We start from the raw sequence: 17,272 nt of genomic DNA on the forward strand, positions 1-17,272 counted from the left end.
ACCGCGGCTTTGCCGGACGTTTCTGCCGTCCACATTGAACGGTGCAACGGGAACAATAAAACTCTACTGTCATTCAGGAAGTGCCCAATGCTAACCGTTGATAGTACTTTGCGTTTACGCAATCTGCGCCAGGTCAAGACGAGCTTTGCTTGCGCCAAGAACTAATAGAAACTTGGGTATCAGATATTGGAGTATCTTCATTCCAACGATCCCAGAAGGCGACTGTTTGGCTATCTGGTTTCATCTTTGGCTCAGCGATCCGAATTCGCGTTGGCAGCAAGCTGGCATCACCAACGACGAGTGCCTCGCCAATATCCAGAACGGGCAGCAAGTCACCGAAGCTTCCAAGGCTATCAGGTAAGAGCCGCTTGATGACGCTTTGATCGTCGCTGTTGGTCAGGCGCATTGCTACCACATTATTACACTGGCTGAGTACAGTTCGATTTACTTCTGATGGCCGCTGGCTGATCACAACAAGGCCAATTCCGTACTTTCGACCCTCTTTGGCGATCCGTTCAAATATCTCAACAGCAACGGCGTCAGAACTGTCCGCCTGCATGCGTTCCGGGATGTACAGGTGGGCCTCGTCACACATAATTGCGATTGGATGGCGCTTGTCGGATTTCGTCCAAAGGCTGGTTGAGAAGATGATTTGAGCCAATAGGCTCACCATCAGTGGTAACACGTCAGATGGTACCTCTGAAAAGTCGATGATTTTGATGCCACCTTCGTTGTTGTCTTGTGCACCACGACCCGCAGAGATGGCGTGGACCATCCGTTCAAGCCAAGCCATATCCATACATTCAGGTGGAGGCTGGAACAGGAAAGCCAGACGGCGGTCATGCCTCTTGGCTTCCAGACGACCAATTAACCGGCTGAGCTTGCCATGATATGGGCCCTGCTTATCGGCCCTTGCTCCTGGGACCATCTCCTCGTCCAGGTCCTTAAGCTTCTTGAGAACGGTGTTGATATCGAAGGGTACCGGGCTGTCGATCGTAAAATTTTCCAGGACCTCTTTGTGCTCGACTGGGTCAAGAGAGCTCTTTTTAGCGTCAACGATGGCACGGGTCATGATCATTGATTGGTTCGGAGCATTCTGGTCACTGCGGTCGACAAACAACGACAGCAAGGCTTCATAGCCCAGCAGCCAGTACGGCAGGTGAAGGACTCCATCAGCCAAACCACGATTATGTTCGATGTCTGATGGTCCGGCGATCCGAAGGTGCCTGAAAGCTTCGCTTTTTAGCGGGCGATATTCGCCATGGATGTCGAACAAGACGGCATTCGCTTGCGGCAACTCGGCAATCTGATCGAGCAACCTTGCTGTAGTCCAAGACTTCCCAGAGCCCGTACTGCCAACTATTACGGCGTGGCGCTGAAAGAGCTTGTTCCCATTGAGGTAGGCGATAGCTTCGTCATCCAAAGTGAAATGACCAAGGGATAGCTTTGGACCGTCTGTTTTTACGTCGGAAATGACTTGCATGAATTTGGTAAGCCGCTCGCCATCCAGCGAAAAACAGTTTGCGTCGATTTCCGGAACGGTCTCAAGAGTACGGCGAAACACGTTCTGATCAGTGCCGACCCGGTCGAGCAGTGTGCCAATGAGGGTGACTTTCACCAAGTTGTTTTCGTTCGGAACAAGATCTTCGTCGCCAAGCTCGGCCTCATCCAGTTCACGCGTGTCTGGCTTCCGGGTAATCTTTACGACAATACCTATTAGGTGCTGACCGGGCTTACTGCTTTGGAGAACCACCAGCCGGTTGACCTGGAGACGCTTGAGCCGATCCAGATCATCGACGCGAATAGTGACCGCAGCGGTATCGACTGAAATGACGCTGCCAAGGGATTCTGTGTCGGTGAAGTTGAAAATGGACATTTGCATTACCTAAAGGACTAAGTTGTTGAAGCCGTCGAGCGACCAAAGATCTGGTGTCGTGACATCGGTGCCTTCCGGACAGGTAGGCGAGTAAACTCTGCTGCCGGTTCCAGATCGTTCGATTCCCAAGTAGTTCGTACCCGCCTTGTTTTTCAGGAAGTCTTTCGCTTCGTCCGTCAGCGTTCGGGCCAGCACCACTGTTGGAACGTTTCGCTCCCGGCATCGCTCGATGAGTTTGGGGTGGATGTGCTGGTCTCGAAAACCAAAACCCACACAAAGGAAGGCAGAAGCGTTCTTTAGTGCAGCATCGGCTCCGTTGATGGTTGTTCGAAACGGGTCCTCATAGGTCTTTTCGTATTTGTTTAACCCCGGCGTTACTATAAGCGGCGTGTAATGGTCTTTGGACGGCAGCTCGAACACTGGTAGCCCTATAGTCCTATCATCCGCGGTGCGGAACCAATCAAGAGACCCGTGGATCTTCCAAATCTTAACGACGCGGGCGGCCTTGGTCCCGTGTATCAGTTTTACGCGGCCCGTACTTTCCCACATCTGAATGTAACCCGGCGCAAAGCCAGTCTGAAATAACACGTTCTTGGAGTTGCAGGCAAACTCGGCAACGCGGTCATAATTTGTCGTGACCACATGCACCTCGCTATGAGTACTGCTGAACATGTTGGCCAATAGTCTGCCCAAAGCGAAATCACCATCGTGGGCGGCTGCTTCCAAAAGCCGCCTGTCTTTATCGTTCACGCAACGCCAAGTTAGACCTACAATTTTTGACAGCAGCGATGCAGGCAGTGTTTTGCCTTCCAAAGCCGCCTCGAGGTGATCGCCGACCGCCAGCGCTTCCTCTACCAGCAACCACGCTTCACCTTCAGCCTCACCGTCGGTCTTCATATTCTCGCCGAGGTAAGTGCTCAGCTCACCCATGCTGGGAAGCCCGTGGGGCATTGATGCTCCGCTGCCAAGGACGATTGTGGGGCAACCTTGAAAACAAGATTGGGCGATCTTGGCAATTTGCTCTTCCGTCACGTGAAGGTAATTCCTCATAATCAAATCAGATTTAGCCAGAACTCCATAACTGTATTCAATACTCAAAAAAAGGGAAGCGAATTGGTGGCTTTTCTTCACCTTCAGGTTGATTGAATCCTCTAAAACGTCGAATGAAACGTTTTGGAAGTGGAAACATGCAGTCTGGACTTTCTGCCCTTAGCCAACTTTCATGCAGACGGCAGCGAATGTCTGCTCTCCGCCTTTCGTTACCCTTTTCAGCACCAGTAGCATTGATCACAATGGGCTCAGAGAAAATCCAATGGTGAATTTCTTTTTTTGGCCCTGAAAATGGTGATTAGGTCAACAACATCAGCAGCAACGTTTGCCGTTATAGACGGAGACTCTTTGCTCTTCACCGCCGTAAATGCTGTAGATTCTGTATCCGGTTAAGATAGTGCCGATACCATCCCCACGGGGTGTTCTCTGGCCTTTCTTAACCATTTCCGTCTGTTCCGCTAACCGCCGAACCCCGCCGCTCCCCAAAACAAGCAGTCTTAACCAAGTCGACTTCGCCACTGCATGACCAGGCTTCAGATGATTAGAGAAGCAACATGGCGCGTATGATTTCCGACGCGATCTTTTTGACGAGATCGGTCGGAAAATCAAATCGGCCAAGTCGAATAATAACAACGAGAGAAAGGAGGATGCCCTCTTGAGCTGTCACTCGGGCAGCGCCAAAAAAGGAGACATCTCAGATGTTCCATAATCGTCAAAACGCCGATCTACGTGCCGCAAATCGTTTCATGCAAAGCAATTTGGAAGCGGTGCAAAATGCCTCGCTGTTGCTCGGTGGCCCTAAGGCCCTGAACCGCACTCATGAGCTTCTCGATGATCTACGTTCGGGAACGGCTCTAAAACGACGCCTGAAGCGCGAAATGGGCGCTCTGCACGACCTTCTGACATTGCAAAATGTGGCTGATCAGGAGCGAGAGGAATGCGGATTTTTCGCTGACATCGACCCTACTGACCCTGCAATCGAAGAGATTTGTTTTCTCTCGGATGGGTTGCTCGGGATACTTACACAGACCGACGCAGAGCACGAGCTGCCAATCAATGACTTATATACCGCAGTCTAAAGCGAGCCCCCCCGGAACCAACATTGCTGGTCCGGGGTCTTGAGGTCCTGACACGAAGTCTGGACCATATTTCAGGAGTAATTCTATGAATCTCTATCCCATTGAAACGTCAATCGAAGGGCAAGCGGCAATGGTAATTCGTGCTGGGCGGCAGTTTGCTTATGATTGGAAGGGCTACCCCAAGCTCGCTGATGCAGCCGGAACGGTGGAACAGACAACGGAAACCATTGGTCGATTGGTTGCAGGTGACGTGTTCAATCAGCTGGATGACGCGTCGTTCGACCATCTCGAAAGCGAGCTTGCCCACTGGCTTAACAGCATCAATCCGAAATTCTGCGAACTGGCAATGAATGGACGCACCGGAGAAGCCATCTTCAATGAAGATGAGCAAACAAAAGAAGTCAGGCAACTCATCTTCAAATACCTGTCTTTTCGAACAGCCCGGCAGGCTGTGATGGATCGTGTCGCCGCGGATCGAGCGATCAAGCAGCTTTATAATGGTTGTACCGATCTCGGGTCCACTTCTGTTTAATGTCTATGTTTCCCATGCGCCTGCTTCTTCTGGCGCATGGGGTGCCGGATGTCTCCGATAAATATTGAACCGTTGGCCTGTTACCGACAGACCTCTGCTTGAATATCCTCGAGGCGTTGGCTTTCTGAGCTGTTCAGGAGCAGTTTGTATTTGAGTACAACTCGTTTGAAGCGAAGCACATATTGACATTGAAATGCCTGGTTGGGTGGCAGCCACTCGGTCGGCCCTTTGGATCCCTTTTTTAGATTTGTAGCCGCGTGAACTGCAAAGAGGTTGGTCGGATCATTATAGAAGTGAATGCGAGTTTTCCGATCCCAGCTGTGGGCGCCACGCGCCCAAGCGTATGCCAAGGGTACGAGATGATCGACATGAAGTTCCCGAGAATTATAGAAGCTGCGATCTGTATAAGGATCGAGCCAGCGGCCGGACACGATTTTGCAGCCGGCAGCGTCGCGGTTCGTCACGGCAGTTGAAAGTTCTTTTAGAATCTCGTGGCGTGTATTCAGGCAATCCTTGTCAGCGTCCGTCCATTTTCCGAATGATCCCCTGTCATATGAAGGCTTTTTGATCTCGAAGCTGTTCAGAGGATCCTTGGCAGATAACAGACTTTCTGCGACGCTGTGTAGGTTGCCGTGGATAAGAAAATTTTTGAGTAGAGACGGGGATTTGCGGTAGATTTCGGACTTTGCCACCATCGCAAAGTTCCCGCTGGCGGTAACCAGCGAAGGAGATAACGTGAGAGCGGCGAAGAGCAAAACATTCAGGGATTGAAAGATCAATTGGGGCTACCGTCATAAAGTGTATTCATTGTTGTAACCCATCAATCAGATGACACAGAATGCTTCGAAACGAGGGGCTGCGCAACCGAAATACCATGTGTCAAATGCCCACATGAATAGAATGATAAATATTACCTAATTGGCGACTGGACGGCGCGACACATCCACCTGTAGTAGAGTTTTGTGGAGCCCGCTATATGGTGGGAGAAAGCCAATGCCAGTTCGGACTTGGCTTTTAGATCGGGGAGCCAAGATTTGTTCTTTGAAGAAAAATGTCAGTAGTTCTTCGTACTATAGATGCGTTTCCAAAGGGGCGCAGCACAGAGCAACTGTGTATTCTGTTAGGTGCAGGGTTCGACCATGCCAGGCGGATTTCCGTACTGAATGAACTTGATGAGCTGACAGGGGCGGGCCGCATTGTAAAAGGTCGTGATGGGTTATGGCGCCCGACACGAACATATGTTGACGCAGGCGTAAAGCTGGGTGCAGACCGGGGAAAAGTCCAACCAAACACTGATGACCATGTTTTAGTTGCAGCGCGAGCTGGTTTTGAGATTTTTGCAAATTCTGATAGTCCCCATATTACTGACGAGCCATCTTCTGCATCTGTGGATCCCCAGGCACTGCTGAGGTATTGGCGGTCAGCTCTGAGGGCAGATCCACGCGGAGCCACGACTGCGAGAGACGACTTGCATGGTGTCGATTGGCACCTTGTTGCAGGAAACGGTCCAGTATCGCCGGGCGACAATAATTCTGTTGAAATCTCGATAGAGCTCGATGGCCTTAACTCGGATTTTAGGCAAGCTTTGCTGCGTCGGGAGGGCAATGAAAATGCCTTAGCCGTTGGATGGCCCTTGGCAGTCGGGCGACGCGTTGGAACTCCGGTTGTTTGGCCAATTGGGCTATTGTCAGGGAATTGGCGAAGAACTGAAACTCACTTGTTGATCCGAGTCGAAACCGACGATGTCCTGGTAAACCCTGATTGGATTCAAGGCGCAGCCAGGGACGCAGGGTGGAGCAAGAACGAATTACGAGACGTTTTCACCGCTGAAGAAGGAGTCGGGCTGAAAGCAGACGATCTACTACTTCGGTTGAGGGAAGCTGCATCTGGCCAGTTTAAAGGTCGGGTGACAGGTGAAACGCTCGGAAGCCAACTGAACGTCACCTCTCAGGGCATCTATGACATGATGGGTTTGTTCCTGCCATCGGACTCGACCTTTACCGCAGGTGCCTCTCGCGATTTGGATCAATTAGCTAATTGGCCTTCGGAGCGCCTTGCAAGAACAGCGTTAGCTACTGTCTTGGGAATAACTCCTGACCTCGAGGACGTGACCGTTCCGGCGATCAATCTCGGCACCGCTAACCGTGAACAACTCAAAGCCATAGCACATGCCTGCTCGGCCCCTTTGTCAGTGGTTACGGGTCCTCCCGGCACCGGAAAAAGTCAAGCCATTGTGTCGATAGCGGCATCGGTTCTCATGCAAGGCGGAAGCGTTCTTGTTGCTTCAAAAAACCATCAGGCTCTTGATGCAGTAAAAGATCGTCTTGGTGGGATTGCATCTGATGTGCCGTTCTTGGTGCGCACACTTGATCCTGCCACAGATCACGACATGTCCTTCAAGGATGTGTTGAAGGATCTTGTATCGAGCGCCTTGGGGAATACAAACTTACCTCCAGACATTGAAATGCTTAATACCCTTGCCAAATTGGCCGATCAGCGCGGCGCGGTGTTGGGTGACCTTGATAAAAGCGCTGCTATTGAATGTGAGATCGCGGATGTATTGGAGCGCATCGAAGCGCGTCAGCGCCACCCTCTGACACAGATGTCGACAGGCAGTCCGGTAGTTGAAGGACCACTTATATCCCTTCCCAAAAAATCATTTTGGAATAGGATGATAGGATGGTTCAAAATTTCTGGACTGTTGCCGCAGGCCGAGACTGAAACCAACAGTAGGCCTGAGCCTTTGCAGGGCCTACCACTGCCTGTTCTGAATAAACTCTTGGCTCAACTTCGGCAGGCCAAGGCTGGTTTGAATACAGAGCACAACCCGATTGAGCTGTCAGAGGAAATTGAAAAACTGACGCGTACTTTAATGCCTGCAGTTATGGCTGATCGGGTGTCTTTGAGTGAGGTTCAGCGCCTTGAAGTCGCTCAAGAGAAGGATGATCTGGACTTCCAAGGGCAAAAAGCTCTTATTCCATCTGCCTTGGCTCAGAGAGTTGTTCGACACCGGCCTTTGTGGCTTGCTTCTGTTCTCGGTACACCAAAACGTATCCCGTTGGATGACGGGTTGTTTGATCTTGTGATTTTTGACGAAGCAAGCCAATGCGATATTGCCTCAGCTTTGCCACTGTTGGCACGTGCGAAGAGAGCTGTTGTTGTTGGCGATAATCAGCAACTTTCATTTATTCCGCAGCTTGGCCTGGAACGCGACAGAAACCTTATGCAATCCCAGGGGCTCCCAATCATCAATATGAGCCGCTACGCTCAAAGTCGGCAGTCCCTTTTTGATTTTGCTCTGAAGGTGCCTGATATTCCTCGGGTCACATTGAGGCAGCAATTTCGCTCGGCCGGCCCAATCGTTGAGTACATAAGCCGCGAATTCTATGAGAACAAATTGCAGGTTGCTCAGGACCCAACGTCGCAGAAAGTGCCAAATGGGGGTAAACCCGGATTGGCTTGGACGGATGTGCCCTGCCCATCAGTGGGCGAAAAGGGTAATGTTAACAGTGCGGAACGAAATGCCATTGTTGCTGAAATGGTTCGGTTGCTTGAAGAGCAAAGCTACGAAGGCACCATCGGCGTAATTTCACCCTTTCGGGCACAAGCTCTTGAGATCGACCAATCCGTGCGCGGCCGATTGAACCCAAGCCTATTATCCAAAGCGGATTTTCGGGCAGCTACAGTAGACGGGTTTCAAGGACAGGAACGGGATCTCATTCTCTTTTCACCATGCATTGGCAATTCCAGTGCACAGACAGCCACCACTTTTGTGCAAAAAGATTCACGGCGCTTGAATGTTGCTATTTCGCGGGCGCGCGCTGTGGCCCATGTGTTTGGCGATCTCTCTTTTGCTCGCTCTGGAAAAGTTTCGTCACTTGTCCGTTTGGCAGCTTTCGCGACCGAACCACGCAAGCCCGTCGGGGAAGGTCACTTTGACAGTGAGTGGGAGCGCCGGGTGTATTACGCCCTACTTGACCGAGGCCTAAAACCGAAGCCACAACATGAGATTGCGGGACGTCGGCTTGATTTTGCATTGTTTGGCGAAAACGGCGTGAAAATGGATCTGGAAGTCGACGGGCGGCGTTGGCACCAAACTGCAGATGGACGGCGCAAGTCTTCAGACTTGTGGCGAGACAAACAAATGGAAGCCCTCGGATGGCGTGTACGCCGTTTCTGGGTGGATGAACTTTCTCAAAATATGGAGGCATGTCTTGACCTCGTCGAACAAGAACTCGCGTAAACCGAGCGGCTACAAGCTAACTGCTGGGCTTCTTGCTGGCACTGCGATCGCAAGTGTCGTCTATCTTGGCTACCAGATCAAAGGACTTGATGAGTCTTATGGCCGAATTGCTGAGGATATTGGCTATTACACTCAACAGGTTTCAGATCTCCGTGAAAATCAGAGTGCTTTGCGGAGTGACCTTGCTTTTCTGAGACGTGAAAAGGCTGCATCTGAGCTGCGTTTGGCAGAACTGGAAGCCCAAAAAATCGCAGCCGAAACTGCAGTCAATCAGGCGCAGGAAGCGGCAAATGGCTTCGATGAGACGATTTTATCCTTAAAAAACCGCCTTGATGGTGCTCAAAACGTGATTGCTCAGGGCAATCAAATGCAAAGAGACATTTCCAGCCTCGAAGGCTCGTTAATAGAATTGAAGCGCCAACAAAATGCACTGAGCAACGATGTTTCTGGACTGGAAAGCCAAAAATCTAATGCTACTGGTGAAGTAGAGCAATTGCGGGATGATCTGCAGAATTTAACAACGCGGATCAGCGATCTGCGCAACCAACGTGAAAAGCTGTCCAGAGATGTTGTAGGGCTTGATGCTCAACGTATCGAAAAAGCGTCAATTTCCGAGCAAATCCGCAGACTGACAGTAGAGGCCGCAGATCTTGAAAAGCGGATCGAACAGGCTCGGCAAGGGACGGAAAACGGGGAAGACGAATTAGAGCGGTTGTCAGTTCTTCTTTCAAGTTCGGAAGTAGAACTTGGTCAGGTTCGTGAACAGCTGGGACATGCAAAAGGCTTGCTGGGCTCCGCTACCGCAGAATTGGGTCAGCGACAGACGCAACTGGAAAACTTAACCGAACAAGCGACACGAGCCTCGGCAGACAACAGTGCGGCAATGCAAGAACAAGCGCGTGCTGAAGCTGCAGTCGAACAACTGCGTTTAGAGCGCAGCAGCCTAAAGGCAGAACTCATCAGTGTAACGGAGGAAGTGGCTGAATTAAGGATCGTAAGCGACCGTCTGAACGCCGAGATCCAAGCCGGGCAAGTGAGACAGAAAGAACTTGCTATGCTCAGCCATGACCTCCTGGAAATGAAGACAGAACGTGAAGTTCTTTCACCGGCGCTTGAAAAATTACGACAGGACGTTGCAATCGCGAAAGAAGAATTAGAACAGCTTGAGCCCGACCTACAGGCGTCGCGAGAAACGCTCGCTGGATTGGCCGCACGTGAAGGTGAGTTGCTCCAGCGGGTTAATGCGCTGGAGTTCGAGGCAAAACAGGCAAGCGTTAACCTGGCTACTACGCAGCAAGAACATGAAGAAATGCAAGAGATGTTGGCGGCACTGAAATCAGAAAATGGGGCCGCAAAACTTGAAAGAAGTCGGCTTGAAGGTGAGATCTCGGTAAAATCTACTGAGCTGCAAAACCTTGTAACGGAAATTGCAGTCATACAGGCAAGGATAAAGGAAAATACGGTAACTGAAAGCAGCCTTGCAGCGCTAAAAACAGAGCGCGATAGCCTTGTTCCTATGATTTCCGAAAGAAGAAGAGAGCTGACGCAGGTGCGCGCTGAACTTGATCTCACCGTTTCTGACCTTCAATCGACGAAGGTTTCGGTAACCGCACTCGCTGGTCGCAAAGGCGAATTGGAACAGAGGATTGCCAATCTAACGGATGAAGCGGCTGATGCCCTGACCGCAAAACAAACAGCTGAGGCAAAGAATGAGCAACAAGCCGAACTTCAGGGTCGTGCCAGAAGAGAGAGAGACTCGCTTCAACGGCAAATAGACAGTTTGAAGGATCAGTATGGCGATCTCATCGAACAGATCGGGATTGCCAACCTGCCCCTGGTTCAACCGGTTGATACACCCGCTGACACCGTACCGCCTCAACCGCCTACGACCAGCAAATAAGGAACTAAATAGATGCCTACGATAGATACGACGATGGTCGTTTTTGTAATTGGTGCAGCTTTGGCCTTGCTTGCGGTTGTCCAATTCATGCTCGCAATGAAACATGACAAAGCAGTGGCTGCTGCAGGGCCGATTGAGGAACTTGCTACTTATGATGCTCGCCTCGCGCAAAAAAAGGACCTGCTGGTCGATCTTGAGGAAGAACTTGAAAAGCGGCGACAGAACATTGCAACTATCGCGGATGTTCAGGTTGAAGTTGATGCACTGGTACGACAGCGAGAAAACCTGTTGACGGAATGGGCCACGCTTGAAGAAAAGCGCCAGGAAGTGACAACGGTACGGGAGGACATGGAAGCGGCCATGGTTGAACGCCAGTCATTGGAAGCTGAATTGTCTGAGAAGCGGCAAGAGTACCTGACGGTTCAGGAACGGCTTGAAAGGGCCGAGCAACTTGTTCACCAAACAGCGGCGCTAACGAAGGAAAAAGAAGAACTTGACGCCATCGTCGGACAGCTACGTGACGAGGGGCGACGCCTACAAGACGCAGAACTACGGGTTGTAGAGCTTCAGTCGCAGGCAACCGAGTTGGAAACTAAACTTGCATTACTGCAAGGGCGAATTTCTCAAAAAGAAAGCGAAATTGGGGAGGTCGATGCGCGTGTTACTGCCGAGCGCGAGGCGTTGGCTCAATCGCAAGTTCAATTGTCAAAGGTCACTGCCGATATTGCCTCCCAAGATAGCGAGGTCAGGCGGCAAAAAGGTGAAGTCTCCGCATTGGAAGAAAAACGCGGTATGCTGGAAGCTCGACTTGCGGTTTTGGTAGAAGAGATCGCCCGCAAAGAAGGCCAGGCCTCGGGATCATCCAACACCTCTACTGGTGTCGATCCGCTGAAGGAACTTAAAGAGAAACCCCCGGTTATTCTGGAACTTGAAAAATGGGTTGAGCACAGCCAGATTTCCGAAGCCGAAGCGCTCAAAAACGTTGAGAACCGGTTCAAGGCGAGTGGCTTGGATTATCCGCAGCGTATTTTGCGCGCCTTTCATACAGCTATGAAGGTGAACGAGAGCACCCAAATGGCAGTTCTTGCGGGCATTTCGGGAACCGGGAAGAGCCAGCTGCCTCGCCAATATGCGGCAGGTATGGGCATCGGTTTTCTTCAGGTTCCGGTACAGCCGCGGTGGGACAGCCCGCAGGACTTGATGGGCTTTTATAACTACATTGAAGGGCGGTTCCGTCCGACGGACATGGCAAGAGCTCTATGGTCGCTTGATCCTCTCAACAATAGCGAAGCCGTTTCTGACCGAATGATGATGATTTTGCTGGACGAGATGAACTTGGCCCGCGTCGAGTACTATTTCTCTGACTTTCTTAGTCGCCTTGAAAGCCGACCGCATTTAGATTTGGTTGGCGATTTCAACCAACGTAAGGACGCTGAGATCGAACTGGAAATTCCAAAGCTGGAAAGATCACCACGGATTTTCCCTGGCTACAACTTGCTCTTTGCGGGCACTATGAATGAGGATGAAAGCACCCAATCGCTATCGGATAAGGTGGTCGATCGGGCTAACATTCTGCGGTTTGCGGCCCCCAAAAGCATCAAAAGTGGAAAAGCCGAAGGGAGTTTCCCAGAGATGAAAGCTCTGCCACAGCACACCTGGAACGGCTGGGTTCGGCCTATCTCTGATATCGAAAGAGACCAAGACGTAACGAAGAAAGTGGCTCAGATGGTAGAGCTGATGAAAGGTTTTAAAAGCCCGTTTGGCCATCGCCTGGGCCGCGCAATAATGGCCTATGTCGCTAATTACCCTCAACTGGAGGGCGCAGATCCTATTCGGAATGCCTTAGCAGATCAGGTTGAAATGCGTTTGCTTCCAAAATTGCGCGGGGTAGAGGTAGATGTAATGGAACCTCAGTTCTCTGCTCTGCGCAATTTTGTTGAGCGTGATCTTGGTGACGGTGTTTTAGCCGAAGCGATCAGCGAGGCACTGCAACACGCAGAAAGTACCGGTCAATTTGTTTGGACTGGAGTCACACGATAATGTCTCGCCTTGTGCGGCCTTGGGCCGGACGTTTTCTGGATGAGGGGACAGCGTTTGGCCCAGGGGACAGCTTACTCAGTGAGATCACTGGACCACTTCCGAAAGACCAAGAATTTGTACTGCTGATGCAAGGTGCGCTTCAAGGGCAAGGTAAAGCCTTGTGCTTGCACCCTTACCCCAAGTGGGAAGCTGCCCTTCGGCCAGATCGGGGTGGGTTTCCTGTCCGGCCCCGTACTGGGCAGGAGCCCAAAAACGATAGCGAAGAAATTGCGTCTCAAGCACTTGGGAGGATGAATGAAGTTCTGGCGAGAGTGCAGGAACTTCAGGAGGCCCTTGATGAGCCATCTGAAACCTGGCCGCGCTTGCGTGCCGCCTGGACAAGAGCGCAAGATGAAGAAGATCCAAGGATGGCAGAGATCGTGCGTCAAGCACGTGATTTATTGCCGGTTGTTCGCAATCTTGAAAAGCGTATCAGAAGGGTGTTACGCCGACATAGAGAGTTAACGCCGCTCGACCGAGTGCAAGAAATGGACCGTGCGTCCATGGTTTGGTTAAGTCGGCAACCGGGCAAAACGGTTGCAGAGCGAGCGGGAGCCAATCAGCGGATCCTGGCAACCGTTCGGCAAGAGGACTTTAACACTCTCGAAAACCGGGTCTTTCACTCTTACCTTCGCTTGGCTGCAGATGTTGCCAGAGAATGGGTCCGGCAACACCCAAATGCCCAGGCGAGTAACCGATATAGAGCCGTGGATAGCTATCGTAAGGTATGCCTGAGCCTTGCTCGTATGTTAGTTGGCCAGTCCGTCGGGCTGGCGGGTCCAGGCGCCACTCCCAACTACGTTTTGATGCAAGATAAAGGCTATAGGCTGGTATATGATGGCTGGATTAAACTCTTGCAGCGCCAAAAAATCGAGGATGATCTTTGGGCCTGGCAGGCTCAGGCTTGGACTGATTTTTCCGTTCTTGCCATAGTCTTGGCCTTGGACGAACTGGAGGAGTCAGAATTGGTTGCCCAGTCGCCAATTCTCTGGCGTGACGAAGCATATACGGGGCGATGGTTTGAACAAGACCGTCCGCTCGCTGTTTTCTGGTTGCGTGAAACCGGGCGTGTGGTTGAAGTTCAGGCCCGTCCAGAGGCTCCGGGTCCATTGCTGACACTTGCTCGAGCACATGTTGCGCTTCGCATTACTGACCCGAACCGAGGAGATCTACCGAGGCGTGTCGCAGTTTGGACACCTCATGCGATGCAACGTTTCGACCTCGAACAATCCGCAGAAGATAGTTTGGAACGTGTAAAGCAAATTCAACGGTTCAGCAGCCATGAAGTTCTCCGAAATGGTTTGATCCTGGCACCTGCGCACGGAGTGTCGGAAGCAATAACAAAATCCCACGACAACCTTAGAGTAAATGCAATTGCACTCGGTGCTTCTGGACAGACGCTTGCAGACGGACTGGATGCGTTGCGCGCCTTTGCTCGCAGCGAAATTTACCGGGGAGTTACATGAAAAAAGCGAAGCTCTGCGGGTATGATCTCAACGGTTGGCGAGACTTGGCTGCTCGAAATTGGAGCATCCTCCCTGGTGAGGGTGAGCGCTTAGGCCCTGCCCAGATTGGGCAAGGCGGCTTGGCTGGTGCAGTTGTGCGCATCGGCGAGGGCAAGCCCGAGATCTGGGTCGGCGGAAAGCAGGCAGATCTTGCTCCACATGGTCTTGGCGGGGGCTGGGGAGAAGTCGGTGCCCCGGAACGAAAGATTTCTATTCGCGCTCTAATTGAAGGGCATGCTGAAAACCCGTCAGCGCTGTCGTCGGCCATTGTCGGTCTTGCAAGTGGCGCACGGTTTTCGGTGATGTCGATTGATGACGCCCCGTCGACAACTGAAGCCATGCAGGAAAGAATGTTAGCTGCGATGGTCACCTCACGACTGTCAAATCCAATGCTTGTATGGCGATCAGTTCTTGCGGCACTTTACTACATCGCCGAAGGGCATGCACGTCCGGACACAACTCTGGGTATCATCAATCATAGTCAGGACGGCTTCTCAGTTCAAAGACTTCGCATTCTTCAGCAGGATGGGCGAAATGCTTCATTGCTCGCACCAGAGCGACGGTTCGCGGCACAGCAAGTGGGGTCTGAGTATGGCTATGAATCTTTACTTAAGACTGCGCGGGAAACGGTGTTGGGCGGTGAGACCTTCAATCAGCGCACAGCGCACCGCGCGCAGGCCAATGCAGTTGCACGTCTGTTATTGGGTGAAGAGGCTAAGCCGGAAATTCTCAGAACCTTGAACGGTGATTGGGACATACTTGAGCCGCCATCCGAGCTGGATTTTCCCTTGGGCGAATTTGAACCAGGTGATTTGGCAGATCTTGGAGACTGCGACGAAATTCTACTGGAAAGCTTGACCACTGGCACCGTTCGGAAGCGGGTCGAAGCATTGGTATCTGAAGCGGCTGACAAAGAAATATGTGCTCTTCCAGTGGACGCTGTGGCTCGGGGCGCGCTTGAAGCTGCTACCAGGATTTCTGGCGGAGACCCTGTCTATTTTGATTTTCTGCCCAATATCTCGACAATTGTCTTCTCTAATGATGGCGCCCAAAATTATGATCTTGTCGATGGCAAGGAGACCCTCGAGGCTGGACGTTATTTCCGCAGCAAAGAGCCGGCGCGCCTTGGTATCCCAGCGGGGCAAAGCTCCATTTCTGTTTACCTGAACAAGGAAGCTGAAGAACATCCACGCAAAGTTGTAGTGGATATTGGTGCTCCACTGCCCAGCCCTTCGCCCGTTTCTCTTTGGGTCGAGCAAAAACCCGCAGCGGGTCGCGCGCGTATTCTTCTGGAAGCAAGTGATCTTGGGAGGCAGTTTGTGGTGGATTGGGAAGCTGCTGAGGAAGTGCCCGAGGATTGGGATACTATCATTGACAGCTTGGAGAATGTGCCACCGACCATCCCTGCGCGTTTGATCCTCAGCAATGGAATGCACGCGTGGGAAGATGGCAAGCATGGCCCCGGCCTTTCTTCTTTGTTGGCAATGAACGTGGATCAATCAATTGTTGATTGGGATGACCTCGCAGCAAAGCTGGCGTCGCGCCCCTTCAAGCAGTATTGCATTTCCAGCGACGGTGAACTGCCGACTACAGTCGATCCCTCTGACATTAGCCGGTTGGAGAAACTGACAAAGCGCGCGTTGGAGGATACGATACGGCGCACTGTAGCTGTCGATGATCGCAGGAACAATTCCGCACTGAAATTTCTGACCTGGCAGTTCAAAAAATGCCCTGAGAAAATTTCAGAATTGCTTTTGGAATGCGTATCGGCTCGTAGCCTTCCTTTGTTCAAACACCCGTTTGTTACCCATCCGTCTCACCTCGTTCTTGTATATCAAGGGCTTGGCCGGATTTCTTCCGATACAGCAACAGAAGAACGCATTCTGCGTAGTATCTTAGAAACACCGATAAACACTTGGAACTGGCGGATCGAGGCAGCATGTTTGGCCTTGTTACTGTCTCGGTCTGAGACCGCTCCTCTGTTGTTGACACAGGAGCAAGTGCAATTGATCGCCAAGCGTATTCTATTTGAATTTAAGGACAATCTGAACTCGGACTATACCAAGTTTTTCTATGCACCATTCCTGTTGGCTGGCTTGTTGCGTTTTCGGTTGTGCGATCCACAGGCCCTCGTAGAAGGTAGGGATGAAATGGGGTCTCGGCTGGCCTCGGCGGTTCAAAGAACGCTGGGCGATTTCAATCGGCGTAAATCTCAAAGCCCAAGATTTAAAAAAGCAGTCACACGTTACCAACCCATACTTTTGGATCTTGCTAAAGAACTCCAAGGTCAGGGAACAAATCCAGACCTTCTATTGGATATTTATAATACTACTGATTAAATGGGGCCGCCGTGTCTCATGATGTTGTCTTCACACAGTGATGCAAAATGGTGCCGGTCCCGGAATCTAAGTTAAACGGAGCCCAAGCCGACAAGCTAAAAGAATGATCCGGAGGATTTTTTGATGAAATGTAACCGAACAAACGCGCTGGTGCCGCGGTCCTTCCTAATGGCAAAGAAAAGTAACAAATGAGAGTTTGCGGCTGTGAGATTTCAGCACATGAAGTGAGACTGGCCGTCGTCTACAGGGATGACTAAGGCAATGTGGCGAAGCTCCCTCTGAAGACCACCCGAATAGAACTCAAAGATGACACATCTGAAGAGGACCTTAGGTCTTTTCTGGCCTCACTTGGTGAGTTTGCTCGTGACAATGAAGTAGAGACGTTTGCAATCAAAACGCGTGCGAAAAAGGGCAAGATGGCTGGTGGAGCCGTATCTTTCAAAATCGAGACCTTGATCCAACTCGTGGAAGGATGTGACACTAAGTTCGTCAATCCAGTTGCGCTCTCGAACTTTGCCAAAAAAGAAGTTGAAGAGTACCCTGAGAAACTGCTTGTCTATTTGAAGAACGCGTTCCTTGCAGGGGCATATGCCTTAACTAAAAGGTAATTGGCATCCGAGTTTCTGGGCTAAGGACACGTAATTTTCAAGTCGGGCTGCTGTCCACAAT

11 protein-coding genes are annotated in these 17,272 nt (G+C 51.3%); 8 read left to right on the forward strand and 3 right to left on the reverse strand.

Annotation, left to right across the window (positions count from 1 at the left end; all coding sequences use genetic code 11):
* Positions 1-133: 133 nt before the first annotated feature.
* Together DL239_RS15290 and DL239_RS15295 are read right to left on the reverse strand one after the other, a co-directional pair.
* Entirely contained in the window at positions 134-1,876 is a 1,743-nt protein-coding gene (locus DL239_RS15290; RefSeq protein ID WP_167684968.1) for an ATP-binding protein, read from the reverse strand.
* A 9-nt stretch (positions 1,877-1,885) separates the two neighbouring features.
* Positions 1,886-2,974 (reverse strand): SIR2 family protein, encoded by a 1,089-nt coding sequence (locus tag DL239_RS15295; protein WP_206188477.1) that lies wholly within the window; start codon positions 2,972-2,974, stop codon positions 1,886-1,888.
* Positions 2,975-3,624: 650 nt separating this feature from the next.
* On the opposite strand from DL239_RS15295, the gene DL239_RS15300 reads away from it, so the two are divergent.
* Both DL239_RS15300 and DL239_RS15305 read left to right on the forward strand, forming a co-directional pair.
* Entirely contained in the window at positions 3,625-4,005 is a 381-nt protein-coding gene (locus DL239_RS15300) for a hypothetical protein (protein WP_167684970.1), read from the forward strand.
* An 85-nt stretch (positions 4,006-4,090) separates the two neighbouring features.
* Positions 4,091-4,537 carry a hypothetical protein gene (locus DL239_RS15305; protein WP_167684971.1) on the forward strand — a complete coding sequence of 149 codons (447 nt, stop codon included), beginning with the start codon at positions 4,091-4,093 and terminating at the stop codon, positions 4,535-4,537.
* 80 nt (positions 4,538-4,617) lie between these two features.
* Here DL239_RS15305 and DL239_RS15310 read toward each other — a convergent pair whose 3' ends face one another.
* Positions 4,618-5,316, reverse strand: a complete 699-nt coding sequence (locus DL239_RS15310; RefSeq protein WP_167684972.1) for a GmrSD restriction endonuclease domain-containing protein — start codon at positions 5,314-5,316, stop codon at positions 4,618-4,620.
* Between the two features lie 272 nt (positions 5,317-5,588).
* On the opposite strand from DL239_RS15310, the gene DL239_RS15315 reads away from it, so the two are divergent.
* The 6 genes from DL239_RS15315 (at position 5,589) to DL239_RS21725 (ending at position 17,211) form a co-directional block, all read left to right on the forward strand.
* Entirely contained in the window at positions 5,589-8,780 is a 3,192-nt protein-coding gene (locus DL239_RS15315; RefSeq protein WP_167684973.1) for an AAA domain-containing protein, read from the forward strand.
* Positions 8,752-10,680 (forward strand): coiled-coil domain-containing protein, encoded by a 1,929-nt coding sequence (locus DL239_RS15320; RefSeq protein WP_167684974.1) that lies wholly within the window; start codon positions 8,752-8,754, stop codon positions 10,678-10,680. The genes DL239_RS15315 and DL239_RS15320 overlap by 29 nt, the downstream gene beginning before the upstream one ends.
* A gap of 12 nt (positions 10,681-10,692) precedes the next feature.
* Positions 10,693-12,720, forward strand: coding sequence for an McrB family protein (locus DL239_RS15325; RefSeq protein ID WP_206188478.1), 2,028 nt, complete (start codon positions 10,693-10,695; stop codon positions 12,718-12,720).
* A gap of 290 nt (positions 12,721-13,010) precedes the next feature.
* Entirely contained in the window at positions 13,011-14,225 is a 1,215-nt protein-coding gene (locus DL239_RS15330; protein WP_240931884.1) for a DUF2357 domain-containing protein, read from the forward strand.
* Positions 14,222-16,603 (forward strand): hypothetical protein, encoded by a 2,382-nt coding sequence (locus DL239_RS15335; protein WP_167684976.1) that lies wholly within the window; start codon positions 14,222-14,224, stop codon positions 16,601-16,603. Before DL239_RS15330 ends, DL239_RS15335 begins: the two co-directional genes overlap by 4 nt.
* Positions 16,604-16,866: 263 nt before the next feature.
* Positions 16,867-17,211, forward strand: coding sequence for a DUF3010 family protein (locus DL239_RS21725; RefSeq protein WP_369410576.1), 345 nt, complete (start codon positions 16,867-16,869; stop codon positions 17,209-17,211).
* Positions 17,212-17,272: the final 61 nt, after the last annotated feature.

This window comes from Parasedimentitalea denitrificans (genome assembly GCF_011813015.1).
Lineage (GTDB): Bacteria > Pseudomonadota > Alphaproteobacteria > Rhodobacterales > Rhodobacteraceae > Parasedimentitalea > Parasedimentitalea denitrificans.